This window comes from Dyella sedimenti (genome assembly GCF_022760995.1).
Classification (GTDB): Bacteria; Pseudomonadota; Gammaproteobacteria; order Xanthomonadales; family Rhodanobacteraceae; genus Dyella; species Dyella sedimenti.
Genome location: NZ_JAKWJO010000003.1, coordinates 21,381 through 40,927 on the forward strand (window position 1 = coordinate 21,381; position 19,547 = coordinate 40,927).

At 65.8% G+C, this 19,547-nt stretch carries 7 protein-coding genes; all 7 read left to right on the top strand.

Annotation, left to right across the window (positions count from 1 at the left end; all coding sequences use genetic code 11):
• Nucleotides 1–41 precede the first annotated feature (41 nt).
• The 7 genes from MJ605_RS07775 (at nucleotide 42) to MJ605_RS07815 (ending at nucleotide 19,465) form a co-directional block, all read left to right on the top strand.
• Nucleotides 42–1,082 (top strand): SPOR domain-containing protein, encoded by a 1,041-nt coding sequence (locus tag MJ605_RS07775; protein ID WP_243040836.1) that lies wholly within the window; start codon nucleotides 42–44, stop codon nucleotides 1,080–1,082.
• A gap of 26 nt (nucleotides 1,083–1,108) precedes the next feature.
• Nucleotides 1,109–1,714: a CvpA family protein gene (locus tag MJ605_RS07780; protein ID WP_243040839.1), complete on the top strand. Its 606-nt coding sequence runs from the start codon at nucleotides 1,109–1,111 to the stop codon at nucleotides 1,712–1,714.
• A 15-nt stretch (nucleotides 1,715–1,729) separates the two neighbouring features.
• Nucleotides 1,730–3,205 carry an amidophosphoribosyltransferase gene (purF, locus tag MJ605_RS07785; protein ID WP_243040843.1) on the top strand — a complete coding sequence of 492 codons (1,476 nt, stop codon included), beginning with the start codon at nucleotides 1,730–1,732 and terminating at the stop codon, nucleotides 3,203–3,205.
• A gap of 117 nt (nucleotides 3,206–3,322) precedes the next feature.
• A complete protein-coding gene (locus tag MJ605_RS07790; protein ID WP_243040845.1) occupies nucleotides 3,323–4,132 on the top strand; it encodes a ferritin-like domain-containing protein in 810 nt (269 codons plus the stop codon).
• Nucleotides 4,133–4,210: 78 nt separating this feature from the next.
• Nucleotides 4,211–4,960 carry a VOC family protein gene (locus MJ605_RS07795; RefSeq protein ID WP_243040848.1) on the top strand — a complete coding sequence of 250 codons (750 nt, stop codon included), beginning with the start codon at nucleotides 4,211–4,213 and terminating at the stop codon, nucleotides 4,958–4,960.
• 145 nt (nucleotides 4,961–5,105) lie between these two features.
• Nucleotides 5,106–19,154 carry a putative Ig domain-containing protein gene (locus tag MJ605_RS19295; protein WP_279237486.1) on the top strand — a complete coding sequence of 4,683 codons (14,049 nt, stop codon included), beginning with the start codon at nucleotides 5,106–5,108 and terminating at the stop codon, nucleotides 19,152–19,154.
• Nucleotides 19,154–19,465: a hypothetical protein gene (locus tag MJ605_RS07815; RefSeq protein WP_243040849.1), complete on the top strand. Its 312-nt coding sequence runs from the start codon at nucleotides 19,154–19,156 to the stop codon at nucleotides 19,463–19,465. Before MJ605_RS19295 ends, MJ605_RS07815 begins: the two co-directional genes overlap by 1 nt.
• Nucleotides 19,466–19,547: the final 82 nt, after the last annotated feature.

The following is a 19,547-nucleotide window of genomic DNA, read 5'->3' on the forward strand; positions in this document are numbered from 1 at the left end:
AATCGCGCTGGTCCTCGCACCCCCGCCGTTTGGAGCCTGTCTTGAAAACACGTCTGCTGGGCGCTGCCGTCATCATTGCGCTGCTGGTGCTCATCGTGCCGATGTTCTTCTCCAGCAACCCGCCATCCACCAGCGGTGACGAATCGGTAAGCCTGGCCATCCCGCCCGCGCCGGACCGTGACCTGCAGACCAAGACCATGAGCCTGACCCCGGGCGCCGCGCCGGCCTCCACGGCGGCGTCCGCATCCAGGCCCGCCGTGCCGACGCCGACGCCCGCCGCCGCGCCGGTGGGTGCGTCGGACCAATTGGCCACGGTGAACATCGGCTCCAATCGCCCGCGCGACGTGGAGACCGATCCCAACGCCGGCAAGGCGCCCGAGCCGACCACGGTGACGCGCGCCGGTTCCAGCGCGGCGCAGCCGGTGATCCCGGCGCAGGGCAAGACCACCGCGACCGCCTCGGCGCCCGCGAAGCCGCCTGCCAACGCCCCGGCCATCCCTGTGCAGCCGGCCACGCCGCCCGCCACGGCGGCGCATGGCCAGTTCACGCTCAATCTCAGCGCCTATGCGTCCAGCGCGAGCGCGCAGAACCTGGTCCAGCGCGTGCGCGGGCTGGGCTATCCCGCTTCCGGCCGCGCCATTAGCCAGGCCGGCAAGCCGCTGACCCTGGTCACCGCCGGACCGTTCGAATCGCGCGCCGCCGCTGAGGCCGCGCGGCTGAAGATCAGCCAATCCATCGCGGGCGTGCCCGTGCGGCTGGAATCCAGCGCCAGCACCCCGGCGCAGGACGACGAGGCGCCCGCAGCCAAGCCGGCGGCCGCGACTGCCGCCGCGACGACGCCCCGCGCGGGTGGCTGGGCGGTGCAGGTGGCCGCCATGGGCAGCCAAGCCGACGCCAATACGCTGCGCGACAAGCTGCGCGCGAACGGTTTCGACGGCTACGTGGACACGGTCAACGTCAACGGCAAGCAGCTGTGGCGCGTGCGCGCCGGTCCGCAGACGCAACGCGCGGACGCGCTGCGGGTCCGCGACCAGATCAAGACCAAGCTGGGCGTGGACGGCAATGTCGTCAGCGCGCCCTGAGCCCGAGTCCGGCGGACGGTGACCCGGTGAACTGGGCCGACTACATCATCCTGGCCGTCCTGGCCCTCTCGGTCTTGATCGGGCTATGGCGCGGCCTCATTTCCGAGGTGCTGGCGCTGGCGGTCTGGGTAGCGGCGTTCTGGGTGGCCTGGACGTTCGGTCCGAGCGTGGCGGGCTACTTCGAGCACAGCATCCAGCTGCCGTCGGCGCGGATCCTGGTTGGCTATGGCATCTGCTTCCTGGCCGTGCTGATCGCCGGGGCGCTGCTGCGCTTCCTGGTCAGCAGGCTGGTGGAGGGCACAGGATTGTCCGGTACCGACCGCCTGCTGGGCATGTTTTTCGGTTTTGCGCGGGGCGTGCTGCTGGTGACGCTTGCGGTGTTCCTGCTCGGGTTTACCGCGTTCACGCGCGATCCCTGGTGGAGCGATTCGGTATTGTTGCCGCAGTTCAAGGGCATGGCGGCATGGCTGGGCCAGCAGGTGCCGGACAGCGTCCGCCGCTACCTCCATCCCCCGGCGGTACTGGACCATCTTCCCGCCTTGCCGGCGGCTGTACCGGGCGATACGCCAGCGCCCGGACACAGAACCCACGTGGCGGCCGCATCCTCGGCCGCCCAGGCGATGACTTACTAAGACAGGCTTTCAACCATGTGCGGAATCATCGGCATCGTCGGCACCAGTGAGGTCGCCGCGTCACTCTATGACGGTTTGACCGTGTTGCAGCACCGCGGCCAGGACGCTGCCGGCATCGCCACGGTGGACGGCGCGCGGCTGCGCCTGCACAAGGGCAACGGCCTGGTGCGCGACGTGTTCAGCCAAAGCTCGATGAGCGGGCTGCGCGGGCGTATCGGCATCGGCCACTGCCGCTATCCCACCGCTGGCTCGGAAGGCTCTTCCGAGGCGCAACCGTTCTACGTCAACTCGCCCTACGGCATCGCCTTCGCGCACAACGGCAACCTGGTCAACACCGAGACGCTGCGCCGCGAGATGTTCGAGGATGACCGCCGCCACATCAACACCGACTCCGATTCGGAGGTGCTGCTCAACGTGCTCGCGCACGAGCTGCAGATCCAGGATCGCATGGCGCTCACGCCGGACCACATTTTCAAGGCCGTGGCCGGCGTGCACCAGCGCGCGCGCGGCGGCTATGCCTGCATCGCGCTCGTATTGGGCTACGGCCTGCTCGCGTTCCGCGACCCGCACGGCATCCGCCCGCTGGTGCTGGGCGAGCGCATCACTTCCGAAGGCCGCGAATATGCCGTGGCCTCCGAGTCGGTGGCGCTGGACATCCTCGGCTTCAAGCGCCTGCGCGACGTGGCGCCGGGCGAGGCGGTATTCATCACCAACGACGGTCAGCTGCATGCGCGCCACTGCGCCGAGGGCGGCATGCACGCGCCGTGCATCTTCGAATACGTGTACCTTGCGCGGCCGGACTCGATGATCGAGAACGTGTCGGTGTACAAGGCACGCCTGCGCATGGGCCAGAAGCTGGCCGAGAAGATCCTGCGCGAGCGCCCGGACCACGGTATCGAGGCGGTGATACCGATCCCCGACACCGCGCGCACCGCCGCTTCCGCGCTGGCCGAGGTGCTGGGCGTGCCGTTCCGCGAAGGCTTCGTGAAGAACCGCTACATCGGCCGTACCTTCATCATGCCGGGGCAGGGCGAGCGCGTGAAATCGGTACGCCGCAAGCTCAACCCGGTGGAGCTGGAATTCCGCAAGAAGAACGTGTTGCTGGTGGACGACTCCATCGTGCGCGGCACCACCTCGCGCCAGATCATCCAGATGGCGCGCGACGCCGGCGCGCGCAACGTGTTCTTCGCCTCCGCCGCGCCGCCGGTGCGCTACCCGAACGTGTACGGCATCGACATGCCGGCCGCCTCTGAGCTGATCGCCGCCGGCCATACCGAGCAGGAAGTGGAGAAGATGCTTGGCGCCGACTGGCTGATCTACCAGGACCTCAAGGACCTGGTGTGGGCGGTGCAGGACGGCAACGAGGCGCTCAAGCATTTCGATACCTCGTGCTTCTCCGGCGAATACGTCACCGGCCTGGACCAGCACTACCTGCGGCAGATCGAGATGCTGCGTTCCGACGACGCCAAGGCCGCCCGCCGCAGCGCCTGAACGACGACGCTGTTGTGGGAGCGCACCCTGTGCGCGACTGCGGCATGGCGATGTTCCGCTTTGCCCGGTGGTCGCATGTCGCGCACAGGGTGCGCTCCCACAGTGATTTCCTCCGCCATGCATGACCTCCACGCCGCCGCCAAGCGTTGCCTCGATGCCGCCGATCCGGCGGACAAGCTGCGCCTGACCCACGCCACCTGGCAGGCCTTCCTGGCCGGCGAGCTGCATCCCGATCCTTCGTCGCCCGCGCCCGGACCCATCGACGCGCCGGGGCGTCCGGAAAAGCCGCGCCTGGTGCCGCAGCGACAGGTGCCGCATCGCGGCCTGGGCACGGCGGAAGGTCGCGCCGCCCTGGTGCACGCGGTGGCGCACATCGAGTTCAACGCCATCAACCTGGCCTGGGACGCGGTGTACCGCTTCCGCGGCATGCCCCGCGACTACTATCGCGACTGGGCCAGCTGCGCCCATGACGAGGCCCGCCACTTCGCCATGCTGACCGGGCGACTGGCCGAGCTGGGGCATGCCTATGGCGACTTCGACGCGCACAACGGGCTGTGGGAGATGGCCGGGAAAACCGCGCACCACGATACCGCGCGCATGGCGCTGGTGCCGCGCGTGCTGGAAGCTCGCGGCCTGGACGTGACGCCCGGCATGATCGAGCGCCTGCTGTCGGTGGGCGACGAACGCACCGTGGCCGTGCTCGACGTAATCCTGCGCGAGGAAGTGGCGCACGTGGCCGCCGGCACGCGCTGGTTCCGCCATTGCTGCGAACGCGACGGGCTCGATCCGCGCGAGACCTTCCTCGACCTGCTGCGCGACTACATGGGGCGCAACCTGCGCGGCCCGTTCAATCGCCAGGCGCGCCTGGCGGCGGGCTTCGACGCCGAGGAACTGGACCGCCTGGCCGAGTTGGCGCTGCACGCCTGAGCCTGCCGTACGCATCACGACCTGATCGTCATGTTCGCATCGCTAGGCTAGGGTTTCCCTTCCCCAGGAGGCCATGCCATGAAGTCATTGCCGGGCAAGCTCGTGTGGGTCGAGCACGCCAGTCCCGTGCCCGCGGAGGCCGGCCGGTTCTACCAGGCATTGTTCGGTTGGCAGGTATCGACGATGGAAGCGGGTGGCCAACCCTACCAGGTCATCTCGAACGCGGGGCAGGGCATCGGCGGCCTTCGCGAGACACAGGTGGGCGAGTCCAGCCTGTGGGGCGTCTACCTCAGTGTGGACGACGTCGATCGCAGCTATGCCGAGGCGCTGGTGGCCGGGGCCACGCCGCTGATGCCGCCCACCGACTTCGCGCCGGCGGGCCGTGGCGCCACCCTGCGCGATCCGGCGGGCGCGATGTTCTCGATCTGGCGCAGCGCCGGCGATGACGCACCCGACACGGAGGTGCCGCCAGGCCAGTGGTGCTGGCATGAGCTGCACGCCACCGACGATGCGCGTGCGCTGGTGTTCTACGAAACCCTGTTCGGCCTCGCGCACGACAGCATGCCCGCCGGCGAGGAAACCTACTACATGCTCAAGCGCGACGGCGTCGCGCGCGGCGGCCTGATCCGCAACCCCGGCGGCATCGGCCCGTCGCTGTGGCTGCCCTACGTGCTGGTCGCCGACGTCGACGCCGCGGTGCGCAAGGCCGAGTCCCTGCTCGCTGAAGTGGCCACGCCGCCGGAAGACATCCCCGGCATCGGCCGCTACGCCGTACTACGCGACCCGCAAGGCGCCCTGTTCGCCGTGTTCCTGCCCGAACGGCAGTGATGTCCCGCCCCGAGGCGCAATCGGGGCGGCAACAGCCGTAGTGGCCAGGCCTAAACTTTTTCGGTCTCCCCTGGATTAAGTCGATGACAGCCCATGCCCGTGGCCGGGCAAGGCACCGACTGACGCTTATCCGGGGAGTGGTTCGATGGTCGCAGTGATCGCAGGGAACGGTCTTGGGCTCGCCAACACGTCACTGTCCCAACTGGGGCAGACTTCCGGCGGGCAAGCCGCCATCGGGCAGGCGTCGAGCGGGCAATACCTCAACCTGGCCACGGGCAACCTGATCCTGCAGAACGCCGACGAGGGGCTGATCTTCGATGGGCTGCCGCTCAATGTACTGAGGACGTACAACAGCCTCGGGCAGGCCACCGGCAACCAGGGATGGCTGTTCGGCTTCAACCGCCACCTGGGCGCGGTGACCGGTACGGTCAATACCGCCGGCAGCACGATCACCCGGGTGGCCGACGATGGCTCGGTCGTCACCTACGCCTTCAACGCCACCCTGGGCAAGTACGTCAGCCAGGGCCAGGCGGGCACGGCCGACACCCTGGCCTGGAATGCCTCGGCATCCACCTGGACCTGGACCGATGGCACCAGCCGGGTGCAGGAGACCTACAGCGGCAGCGGCCAGCTGCAGACCCTGAAGGATCCCGAGACTGGCGCGAGCTATACCTTCGGCTATGACGCCAGCAACGAGCTCAGCACCATCACCGCCGGCGACGGCGACAAGCTGACCCTGGGCTATACCAGCGGCGCCCTCACCAGCCTGTCGATCAGTGAAATCCCGCCCGGCGGCACCACGGCGGTGGTGCGCCAGCAGGTGAGCTATGGCTACGACACCCAGGGCCGTTTGCATACGGTGACCACCACCCTGGGTTCGGATACCGACACCACCACGGCCAGCTACACCACCACCTACACCTACGATGGCAGCAGCGACCGGGTCGCCTCGGTGACCCAGAGCGACGGGACCAGCGTCAGCTATACCTATGCGGCGGATGCCAACGGTACCTATCGGGTGGCGACCATCACCACCGGCAGCGGCGCCGCGGCCCAGACCATCACGCTGGGCTACAACCTGGGCACGGATACCACCACCGTTACCGATGGGTTGGGCCGGACTTGGAGCTACTCCTACAACGCGGCAGGCCAGTTGACCAAGGTGGTGGCGCCCACCGTCAACGGCGCCAATCCGACCACGCAGTACCTCTACGACGCCAGCGGCAACCTTACCCAGGTGACCGATGCCGATGGCGGCATCACCACCTATACCTACGATGCCAACGGCAACCGGCTGAGCGCGGAAGATCCCACCGGGCACACCATCAGCTATACCTACAACGCCGACAACCAGGTCACCAGCCAGACCACCTACAGCGTGCCGGCCCAGGGCGTGGCGGGGCAGAGCGGCTATGTCGCGCCGGGCGGGGCGCAGACCACCTACTACGTCTACGACGCCAGCGACCGCCTCAACTACGTGGTCGACGCGCTGGGCAACGTCACCGAGCACGACTACGGCACCAGCCAGGGCGTCACCGTCCTGGCCAGCAGCAGGCAATACGTCGGCGTGAGCTACAGCCTGACGGGCTTGAGCCCCAGCGCGCCGCCGACCTTGGCGCAGTTGCAGAGTTGGGTGGCCAGCAGTCCGGTGCAAGCGGTGCTGGGCCAGATGCAACGCACCGACTACAGCTATGACGTGCGAGGCCAGTTGAGCCAGTCGATCCAGTGGGACGTGCTCGGCAGCAGCGGCCAGGGCACGCAGAGCGGCGACACGGGCGCCATCATCACCCAGTACACCTACGACGCGCAGGGACGCCTGCTGCAGCAAGCGACGGTGCGCGGCAGCAGCCAGGAAAAGACGACCTACGCCTACGACGGGCTGGGGCGGCTGGTCAGCATGACCGACCCACTCAACAACGTCACCAGCTATGTCTACACCGACAGCGGCAACCAGCTGGCGATCACCCAGGCCAACGGGTTGACCACCACGCAGGTGCGCAACAATGCCGGCGAATTGGTCAGCAGCACGCAATCGGCCAGCGGGCAGACCAGCCGCGTGACCTCCTACCTGTACGACGCGGCGGGCCAGCAGGTGGCCGCCATCGACCCGGCTGGGAACGTCAGCTATACCTTCTACGATGCGGACGGCCGCGTAGCCGGCACGGTGGACGCCACGGGGGCGGTCACCGCATTCGCCTACGATGCGGATGGCCACATGGTGGCGACTACCCAGTACGCCACGCTGGTCAGCACCTCGGGCTGGGTCAGTGCCGGCGCGTTGACGACCAGCCACCCGGCGAGCCTGCCGGTCCCGACCGCCAATGCCAGCGACCGCACGGCGCACACGCTGTACGACGCGGCGGGTCGCGTCATCGCCACCATCGACGCGCTGGGCGATGTCGTTGCCACGACCTACGATGGCGACGGCAATGCGATACGCACGACCGCCTATGCGACGGCGCTGACCAGCGCGCAGTTGACGGCGCTCGGCGCCCAGCCGAACTGGAGCGCGCTGCAGGCGGACCTCACGACCAGCGCGAGCGACCGCACCAGCCGGACGATCTACGATGCCGACAACCAGCCTGTCGCCACCATCGACCCCGCCGGCTACGTCGTCGTCTCCAGCTACGACACGGCAGGCCGGCCGACCAGGCAGGTCGCCTATGCCACCGCCCTGACCAGCGCGCAGGTCAGCACTCTCGGCGCTACCCCGACCCTGGCCGCGCTGCAGGCGGATCTTTCCACCAACGCCAACGACCAGACCACACGCTACTACTACGACGACGCGGGCCGGAACGTCGCCCAGATCGATGCGGACGGCTATCTCACGACGACCACGGTCAACGAAACGACGCATGCCGCCACCACGACGCGCTATGCCACAGCATTGACCGCCGCCCAGCTGAGTGCGCTGACCGGCAAGGAGACCGTGGCGGGCCTGGTAGCCTTGCTCGGCACTTCGCCCAGCAGCCAGGCCACCATGGACCAGTACGATGCCGATGGCCGCCTGCACCAGAGCACGGCGCCGGATGGCACGGTTACCGTCTACAACTACAACAGCGTCGGCCAGTTGCTGAGCTCGGTCGCCACGCCGGCCAGCGGGCAGGGGGCGGCGCGTACCACCAGCGCGACCTACAACGCCTTCGGCGACACGCTGACGACGACGGACGGCAACGGCAAGGGCACCACCTACACCTACAACGCGCTCGACCAGCGCGTGACCGCCACCGATCCGCTCGGCAACACCACCTATACCTATTATGACGCCGATGGGCGGGTAGCCTACGTCGTGCAGGGGCAGCCGCAAGGCGGCGTCGCCAACAAGCAGGGAGCAGTCACCGCCTATACCTACAACGCGTTCGGGCAAGTGGCCACCAGCCGCCAATACGCGGGCCTGCTGACGCTTGCCACGTCGGGATCGAGCAGCGGCAGCACCCTCAACGTCAGCACCGCCACGACCGCCCAGCTGGGCACGGCGGCGTCGGCCCTGGCCAACGCCAGCCTGGACACCACGACGACCTACACCTACACGCTCGATGGCCAGGTGGCGGGCACCATCGACGGGCTGGGCTATCACACCGCGAGCAAGTACGACGCCTTCGGCGACCTGATCCAGCAGCAACAGCAGCTCAGCGCCCCGGGCAGCGCGTTGTCCACCGCCAACAGCACGATCACGAACTACACCTATGACGTGCGCGGCGAGCGCACCGGCGAGGCCGACGGGGCCGGCACCAGCGTGGCGCGCAGCACGTCGGTCACCTACGACGCCTTCGGCCGCATCACCAAGACCACCGACGCGCGCGGCAACAGCACGACCTACACCTACGACGGGCTGGGCCGCCAGGTCAGTGCGTCGCAGACGGTCCAGGGCGTGGCGCGCACGACGCACGCCACCTACGACGCGTTCGACCGCGTGGTGACCCAGACCGATGCGGCGGGCAACGTCACCGCCTACCAGTACGACCTGCTCAATCACAAGACCACCGTCACCACGGCGGACGGCGTCAAGCTCGTCACCGCCTACGATGCCTATGGCGATACGCTGACCGTCACCGACGCCGCCAACGACATCACCACGTACACCTACGATGGCGACGGCAACCTGCTGACGACCAAGGATGCGCTGGGCAATACCAGCACCAACCAATACGACGCCGACGGCCACCTGACGCAAACCACCGACGCGACGGGCCACGTCGTCACCTACAGCTATGACGCCAGCGGCCGGGTATTGACCCGGACGGTCGATCCGTCGGGCCTGAACCTGAAGACCACCTATGCCTACGACGGCATAGGGCGCCAGCTGAGCGTGACCGACCCGGCCGGTTCGGTCACCACCTACAGCTACGACGCGGACGGCGACGTACTGACCCAGGTGCAGGATGCCGGCACCGGCAAGCTCAATCTCACCACCACCTATAGCTACGACGGCGAGGGCAAGACCCTCACGGTAACGGTGGGCGCGGGCACCTCGGCCGCGCGCACCACCCAGTACGTGTACGACAACCTCGAGCGGCTCAGCCAGCAGATCGTCGATCCGTCGGGGCTGCATCTGGTCACGAGCTACGCCTACGACGGCAACGACAACCTCATCAGCGTCACCGATGCCGACGGTCACGTGGCACGCACGGTCTACAACGAAGCCAACGAGGCGGTCGTCTCCATCGACGCTGCCGGCGCGGTGGTGCAGACCACCCACGACGCGGATGGACGCGTCACGTCCGTGCACGCCTACGCCACGCCGCTGAGCAGCACGCAGCTGAGCGCACTGGGCAGTGCCCCGACCCTGGCGCAGGTGCAGGCCGATCTCACGGCGACCAGCGCCGACCAGGTTTCCTATACCGCGTACAACGCCGAAGGCCAGGTGCGCTACAGCATCGACCCGATGGGTTATGTCACTGAGACGCGCTACGACGCCGAGGGCCGGGTCAGCGAGGTGCTGGCCTATGCCAACGCGGTAAGCGTGTCCGGCACGCTGGCGACCTCACTGCAGCAGGGCACGGCGCTGGGTTCCATGGCATCGCTGGTGAGCGGGGCCGGCAATACCGACGCCAATGCCCATGCCACGCTGCACTTGTACGATGCGGACGGGCAGGAGCGCTTCACTGTCCAGCAGAACACTGTGAACGGCCAGTTGGTGGGCGTGGTGGCGGAGCAGCGCTACGACGCGGCGGGCCGTGTGCTGGTATCGATCAGCTACGGCAGCACGCTGGTACTCTCCAGCAGCCAGGCCTTGAGCGCCCAACTGTCCACCAGCAGCGTGACGCAGTCGCTGGCCAGTGCGCCGAGCCACGTCACCTACAGCGTCTACGACAATGCCGGCCGCCTGCGCTACACGGTCGATGCGACCAACCATGTGACCGAAACCCAATATGACGCCGATGGTCGCGTCACGGCCACCATTGCCTACGCCAATGCCATCACGCTGCCCAGTTCGCAGACCATGGCGAACCTGGCCAGCGCCGTCAGCGCCACCAACAGCGGCACCACCGGCGCCCGCATCAGCAAGAGCACCTACGATGCCGCCGGCCGTGTCACCGCCACGGCCGACGCCATCGGCACCAACGCCAGCTTCCAGTACGACGCCACGGGCCTGCAGACGGCGCGCGAGGACCGTGACGGCCACTGGACCTATGACAGCTACGACAAGGCGGGCCGCAAGACGCTGGAGCAGAGCCCCGCGGTCACCGTGGGCAGCTACAACGCCAGCACCGGCGCGTTCCAGACCGCCACGCAGTACCTGTATACCTCCTACAGCTACGATGGCGCGGGCAACGTCACGGCCATCAGCCAGGGGGCAGGGCCGGACAGCGCCCATATCACGGCGGCGACCACGACCACCTATGGCTACGACGCGCTGGGTCACCAGACCAGTACCACCTATGCCGGCACGGCCGCCACGCACGTGGTCTACAACGCGCTTGGCCAGGCCGTGGTGGACCAGGACGCCAACGGGCACTACCAGTACAACGTCTACAACACCGACGGCGAGCTGGCCTACAGCGTCGATGCCGATGGCTACGTCACCGCCAGCACCTACGATGCCTATGGCAACCAGACCAGTACCAAGCGCTACGCCACGGCGCTGAATACCGGCGCCATCACCGGCTGGAGTGCCGGGCAGCCGCTGAGCCTGGCCCAGGTGCAGCAGGGCCTGGTCGCCTCCGGCAGCGACCGCACCCTGACCACCAGCTACAACCAGCTCAACCAGAAGACCCAGGTCCTGCAATCGGCCATTGCCTATGACCTCGCCATGGGGCCGATGGCCGGCACGGCCATGGCGGCGGCCTCCCCGACCACCACCTACACCTATGATGCGTACGGCAACCTCACCAGCACGTCGGTACTGGTCCAGGGCGCCAACGCCACCGGTGACAGCAACGCCACCCCTGCCATCTGGGCGACGACCTACACGTATTACGACGCCCTGAATCGCGCCGTGATGACGGTGTCGCCCGCCGGCAGCTATACCAGCCCGCAGGGCTACGTCACCACCACGGCCTACGATGCGTTCGGCGACGTCACCAGCACCACCCAGTATGCGACGGCGATCAGCACCAGCGGTATCACCACGGCGACCAAGCCGGGCGTGCCGTCGGCGGGAACGCAGGCGACGGGTTATGACCGCACGACCGCCTACAGCTACGACGCCATCGGCCGCAAGCTGAGCGAGACGGACACCGGCGAGTTCAGCGACGTCAACGGTACGCCGGGCATCACCACCGGCAGTTCGGTGACCAGTTACACCTACGACGGGGAAAACCGTGTCCTGACGGTCACCGTCAATGGCATGAAGACCACCACCGCCTACGATGCGGCGGGGCGCGTCACCAGCGTCACCGCGCCGGCACGCCAGGTGCTGGTGAGCAACTGGCAGACGCTGCTGCAACAAAGCCCCACGCTGGACCTGACCAGCAGCAGCCTCTACACCACGGCCAGCCCGGTCACCAGCTATGTCTACGATGCGCTGGGCCACGTACTGAGCACCAACGTGTCGGCGGGTGGCCAGTCGCAGCAGACCTGGTCCTACTACAACGCCCTGGGCCAGCAGGTGGAACAGCTCGACGCCAACGGCAACGCGCATTACACCAGCTACGACAACAACGGCAACATCACTGGAGAAAGCTATACGCTGACCAACAACGGCACGTCCGTCACGGTCACGAGCACCTATGGTTACGATGCCGACAACCAGCAGCTGACATCCATCACACAGCGCTCGGGGCAGTCCGGGTACGACAGCTACACCCAGGTCAAGTACAACGCCTTCGGCGAGGTGATTGCTCGGGGCGACAACAAGGGCTACGAGGCCACCTACACCTACGACAACGTGGGCAACCAGATCGCCGCGCCGGACGCCAAGAGCGGAGCCGTCCACAGCTATGGCTATGACCTGGCCGGCCAGCTGATCGTCGATGCGACCGTCGTCACCGGCGGTGGCGCCACCACCTTTGTCCATAACTGGCTGGATCTCGCGGGCCATACCGTGCAGCAGCGTACGCCAAGCACCTCGGCGGCCAGCGGGGTAGGCACCCCGATGCTGCTGCGCAGCTACGATCGCTGGGGCAATGTCCTGTCCTATACGGATGCGGCGGGCAACGTCACCCAGTATCTCTACGACAGCCACAACACGCTCATCCGCGAAATCGAGCCGAACGTGCAGGTCGTCTCGGCCACGGGTGCGCGTACCTGGCAGACGCCGACCAAGAACTGGTACTACAACGTCAGCGGCCAGTTGATCGGGGTCACCGACGAGAACGGCAACAGTACCTGGAACACCTACGACGGGGCCGGCAACCTCACCATCACCCAGGATGGCGCAGGCAACAAGACCTATACGGCCTACGACGCGCTGGGGCGTGCCGTGGCGCAGCAGACGCCGCCGGCCAATACGGCCACCGGGCCGGTTGCCCACATCACCTACACCAACTACGACAACCTCGACCAGGCGGTGCAGCAAGGCGATTTCCTGCTCAACAGCGCAGGCACGGCCCGTACCCAGCAGGCGCAGGAAACCTACGTCCTCAATACCAATGGCGACCGCACCCAGGTGACCGACGCGCTGGGCAATACCAGCTACTACACCTACGACAGCCAGCACCGGGTACTGACCAGCCAGACGACGATCCAGCACCAGAACGGCTGGCAGGAAACCGTCGCCTACGATGCCAACGGCAACAAGGTCAGCGATACCGACGCCAACGGCAACACGCAGACCTGGGTGTACGACTACTTCGGGCGCGTGACCTCCCACGTCGACCTGAGCGGCGCCACCACGACCTATACCTACGACGCCAGTTCCGGCCTGCTCGTCAAGGAGACCAGCAACTGGGCACCGACGGGTCAGAGCAATCCCGGCTACCTGCCCGGCATATTGACCGGAAGCGGCAGCGAGCAGGACTACACCTACTACGCCGATGGCCAGCTGCAGCAAGTGACCCAGAAGACTGGCGGCACCACCGCGCAATGGGACACGTACCAGTACGACGCCAACGGCAACCAGACGGTGGATGCCACCTACACCACCGATGGCGCCGGCCAGACGGTGCATACGGAAACCATCACCCAGTACGACAGCCACAACCGCCTGGGCATGGTGACGACGGAGAACCCGGACAACGGTTCCCTCAGCACGCGCACCGTCTACAACTACGACGCCGTGGGCAACCGGCGCGCGGTATTCGTGCAAAGCGCCTATGGCAACGCCACCGCTATCAGCGGCAACGGCGGCGCCCCGACCACCGGTGGGGTAGGTACGCAGACGGCCACGCCAGGGGCGGCCTGGAGCTCGAACATTGCGGGGGCGTTCACCGACAACGTCGGCTTCGGGCTGACCTTCACCGCCACCGGGTTGCCGAGCTGGCTGTCGCTCAACACCCAGGGCGTTTTCAGCGGCACGCCGACCACGGCGGGCAGCTGGACCGTGGCCGTGACCGCGACGGACGTCAACGGCAAGAGCGTGACCACCAACGTGGTGGTCACCGTGCCCGTAGCGGCGCCAGTGTTCACGGCGGGTGCCGCCAACCAGATCGGCGGCGTGGGCGGCGCGCTCAGCTTCACCGTGCCCGGTGCGACCGATCCCAACAATGCCTCGCTGACCTACAGCGCCAAGCTATCCAGCGGCGCGGCACTGCCGTCGTGGCTGAGCTTCAATGCCAGCACGCACGCCTTTACCGGTACGCCCGTACCGGGCAGCGTCGGCAGCTACAGCATCGCCGTGACGGCGACGGCCGCCAATGGCGGCGTGGCGACCGAGACGTTCACCCTCACGGTGCAATCGACGCCGCCGGTCATCAACGGCACGCTCAGCAACCAGACGGTCTATGGCACGCGCGCCTTCTCGTTCGGCTTCTCGACCAGCACGTTCTATGAGAGCGATGGCGATACGCTTTCCTACAGCGCGGGCAGCTACCAGTACCTGCAGGTGCCCGGCACGGAGGTCGATTCACCCCTGCCATCGTGGCTAACCTTCTATCCCAACTCGCTCACGTTCAGCGGCACGCCGCCGCAAAGCGCCGTCGGCCAGACCTTCAACATCTACATCCAGGGCACGAACCCGCAAGGCCAGTTCGTCAAGGGCTATTTCAGCATCACCGTGGCCCAGTACGTGGAACCGGCGCCGGTCTACAATGGCAATCTTCCCAACGTCAATGGCGTCATCGGTAGCTCCATAGCTATCAATCTTCCGTCGAATGCCTTCGTGCAGCCGGATGGCGGCGCGCTGACTTATACGGGATACGTGCTGATACCGGAGCATCAAGTCGACTATTGGAATTCCACGCACACAGACGACATCCTGAAGGATGTGCCAGCGCATTGGGTATCCCTCGATGCGGTCGGATTGGCTGTCAATGCAACGACCGGCCAGGTTACGGGCACACCGCTCGTTCTCGATTACAACTACGGTGATACGGGATCCATCTACTACAACCTCGGCACCTCGAGCTCGCCCAGCTACCAGATCGAGATCGTGGCGACCAATGCCCAGGGTGGAGCTGTCTCAGGCACCTTCACGCTGAGCAGCAGCATTCCGGTACCCGTGGTGGTGGGCACCCTACCGACGGTGACGACCTCGCCAGGTAGCGGCGGGGTCTATCCGATTCCACTCAATGTGTTCTCCGACCCCTCCCGGACGGGCATGACCTATACGGTCACGGCCCCGAGTTGGATGACGATTACCGGGACTGAAATCAGCTGGAGCGGGGTACAACCCGCCGGCACGTATACCGTCACGATAAAGGCGACGAATGCCGGCGGCAGCACCACCACGTCGTTCTCCGTAGTCGTGCCGGAAGTGGCGCCGCAGTTTAGTGGGGGGCCATACTACTTCACGGCCACGCAGGGCACGGGCTTCGCCTATCAGGTCCCCGCTGCGACGGACTACAACGGCGACGGTATCTCCTACAGTGCCAGCGGCATACCGGGCGGGGTGGGGTTCGACCCATCCAGCCGCACCTTCAGCGGCACACCCAGTACGGCCGGCACGTACTACATCACGGTCACGGCAACGGACAGTTTGGGTTACGCGGGCAGCACCACCCTCGTGCTCACCGTCAATCCGCCCGCCAACCAGCCGCCGGTCTATCACGGTGGCCTCGGCACGATCGTTTTCACGGCGGGCACGACGAACTACTGGTCCCTGCCCGCCAATACCTTCACCAATCCCTCCGGCCGTGCATTGAGCTACAGCTTCAGTGGCATCGGCAGCGGTGGCATCTACGGCACGTGGAGCATGAATTCCTCCACGGGGCAGATCACTGCCACCATCCCCAGTAACCGCAACGAGCTGAATGGTTCGATCACCATTACCGCCACGGACCCGGCGGATGGGCTGTCGGTCAGCGTGACGCTGAGCGTGGAGATCGACGGCAACGGCAAGGGCGTGCCGACCTTGGTGGCGACGCAGGCGCAGGCGCAGGTGGCGCCGAGCCCGAACGTGCAGTCGTACTGGTTCACCTACGATGCGGACAACCGGGCGGTGGTGGTCGATGGCGTGCTGCAGAACGGGCAGGTGACCATCGCCAACAACGCCGGCTATGCCAACCAGTACGATGCGGCCGGCAACGTGGCGCTGGTGAACACCGTGCGCGTGAACGCGCTCACGGGGACCTACACCGACACGCAGAAGAATACCTACGACCTGCGCAACGAGCTGGTCATGACCGCCACGGCGTCGGGCACCATCACCGAGCGCAAGAGCTATGACGCGGATGGCCATGCGCTGCTCGATGCGAGCTACTACGGCGATGGCTCCTCGGGCGTGGTGGGTGGCCCCTCGGGCGAGCCGGACATCCTCAACTGGACCGGCTGGCTGGCGGGGGCGCAGCTGTACACCTACAACGCGGATGGTCAGCTGACCGCGCAGGCCACCTACAACCGCTACGACAGCGACTGGCGCGACGAGGCCTACCAGCTGCAGCAGCGTGGCCAGCTGCCGGATGAGACCGACCTGACGGCCGGTGCGGCGCCGGGCGCCACGAGCGACGGGCCGCTCCAGCTCGGCTCGGTGACGCAGTACACCAGCTTCGACCACGTGGGCAACGTGGTGACCTATACCTACAGCCAGCCGGCGCAGCCCAAGGCCACCTCGCCACAGGGTGTCGACGGGGCCGGCACGCCAGCCTACGGGGCCAACTACACCGTCAACTACCTCAAGAAGGACGGCTACCTGGAGCAGAGCACCACCGGTACGCCGACGGTGTCCGGCTACGTGGCGGCGACGGACACCAGCTATTACGACGCGTTCGGCCGCCGTCTCGCGGTGGCGCAGAGCAGCCAGCTGTCGACGGGCACGGCGCAGAACACGGCCAGCGTGTTCGCCTACGACGCGGCGGGGGAGATCGTGCAGCGTCGGGTGGGCAGCACCAGCAACGGCACCTTCACCGTCTACGGCAGCTTCGACGTGGACCACTACAGCTATGCCCAGGGCCAGCAGATCGGCGACGTGGACGAGGGCGGCGGCATCCATACGGCGGACACGCTGACGGGGTTCAGCAGCGGGGACAGCACGCAGAGCTACACGGTGCAGTCGGGCGACACGCTGGAGAGCATCGCCCAGTCGGTGTACGGCAACAGCGATCTGGCCTTCGTGATCGGGGACGCCAATGCGCTGACCGACGGCACGCTGGTGGTGGGGCAGCGGATCACGCTGCCGACGGTGACCACGACGAGCAACACGGCGAGCACGTTCAAGCCGTACAACCCCGGGCAGATCATCGGCAGCACCACCCCGAGCCTGCCGGCGGCGCCGCCACCGCCATCAAGCCACCATTGCAATGCGTTGGCAGAGATCGTGGTTATCGCTGTGACGGCCATCGTGACGTATTACACGGCGGGCGCCACCAGCGGCATGCTCGAAAGTGAACTCGGGACCACAGGTTCGGCTATTGCGTCCGGTGCCGTGGCAGGGGCCGTGGGTAGCGTGGCGGGTCAAACGGTGGCGGTGTCCTTGGGTGTCCAGAACGGATTCAGTTTTGGCCAGGTGCTGACCGGGGCGGTGGGCGGCGGCATTGGTGGTGGCTTGGCGTCCCAATTTACCGCTTCGGACAGTGCGTTCTACAGCGATGTCGGCAACCATATCAGCGTAGGAGGCAACGCAATCATCGGCGCGGCCAGCTATACCGGCGCTTACGCCGCCGAGCAGGTCAGTGGCCAGGCGGCCCACTTCAGCTGGGCGGGGCTGGTGTCCAGCGCAGTGGGCTCGGCCGCGGGTGGTACGCTAGGGACGACCAACAACCAGGCGGCGGCGGGCATCAACAGTGGCGACTTCCTTAGCCGGGTCGAGTCCAATGTGGCGCAGGACCTGGTAACGCGTGAGAGTAGCGTCGCCTTGGGGGACAACCATGTGATGAGCTGGGAGCAGCTCGGCGAGGATGTGTTTGGGAATGCGTTGGGCAATGCGGCCATTGCGGGGATGAACAGCCCGAACGCAGCGCAGACGGTTGCCCAGCAGGGTTCAGGTACGGACTGGAACAACGCGCTATCCACGTACAATGCAGAGGGTGCGTCAGGTTGGCAGGAGCAAAATGCCGCGATGAGCTATGCACTGAATAGCAGCTCTTCCGTGGCAGCGGTCAACGGTGGTGGCGATACAGGCGGGGATTATCTGAGCCTGAAGGCCTCGTCGATCGACGACTTGTATAGCGCTGCCCAGGAGCTTAAATCCACCGGTGCGCCTCAGGTGAGCTTCAGCACCATGTCGACCGATCAGGTCGAGTCGTATGTGCACGATTACAGCCAGCTAGGGATTTATCAGCCTGATGCGCAGACCCTAGCAACGGTCAATGTGACACCGACGGCGGAGGACATGGCCGCTGCCGGCCTTGGAAATGCCGGTGGTGGTTACGAGTTTGGCGGTACGCATGGCATCTCCGACACGGAGGCATTCTTTACCTTCAATCGGGCAGGTCAGTTCCTGAGCGGTGTGGGGCACCAACTCAAAGGGCTGGCGACAAACGCGGTGATGTTCAATCCCGTCACGTTGCCCTCCATGCTGCCGTTGGCGACTACCCGCTATACGCAGGCATACAACCAGGGACAATTGGGTAACACCATGCTGCAGGATGCAGGTGGCGCCATTCATGGGCTTGTGATGTCCACGCCCGTGGGTTTCATCAAGGCGCTCAACGAAAAAGACAGCATGGGCGGCATGGAGCGGCTGGGTTCCTCGACGGTCGACGCGGCGATGTGGGTGGTACCAGGGGCTATCGAAGGACTTGGAGGGAGGGCGATTCCAGGTGGAATTCCGAGCAAACCACTGGAATTTTCAGGTGGCACGCCAGCACTTGAAGGTACTCCTTTCAGCCCTGATGCCGTTAACGCCAGAAGTGCAGAGTTCTATGCCCTCTACGGTGACAATCCGCTGCATGGCACTATGTCAAACGTGGAGGCGCGACAGTGGTATTTGGCGCAAGATGCGAGCATTCCTGAGAGCCTGGATGCCTATGCGCCACTCGAAGATCAAGCGAAGCAGGCGTTTGATCTTCGTAATGCTAACCGTACGGATACTCGAGAGTATATGTCAGATCGAATTACCGCTGATCGTTTGAATAGGGAAGAGCCAAATCGCACTTGGGAGCAGATGATCGAGTACAGGCGAGCAAGTGGATTGTCTGATCAGCAAATTTATCAATCGATTATCGATAGCTCGCAGAAGACGCGTGTCTCCGTTAATAAGCAGCTGGGGTTAGAGTAATGACTGTTAAATTGCCGCCGATCACCAAAGCTGTGGGCAGGGAAGGCCGTGTCGAATATCACTTTTGGGCCGATCAGACTTGGGATGGCTTTGATTCGTTGGTGAAGTACATCGAGAAGCATTGGGATGGAGTAGTGATTGAGTCAGTCGACAACGTCTATTCGCGGCGGTGGGTACTGCGATCTGGTGGCGTTTCCATATCCGTTTATCACGACGGGCAGGATGGAAATTACTTCGTCAGAGAGGACGGCGAGGCTGATCAGTCGCTGCTGGAAGCAATTGAGGCTGATCTGCAGAAGAGATTGGCTTGACGTAATAAAGCGCCCGCCCTGTGCGGGCGTTTCTCTTTATGATGGTCATCGCTTATCGACGGAGTAGCTGTGTGGCGATCGT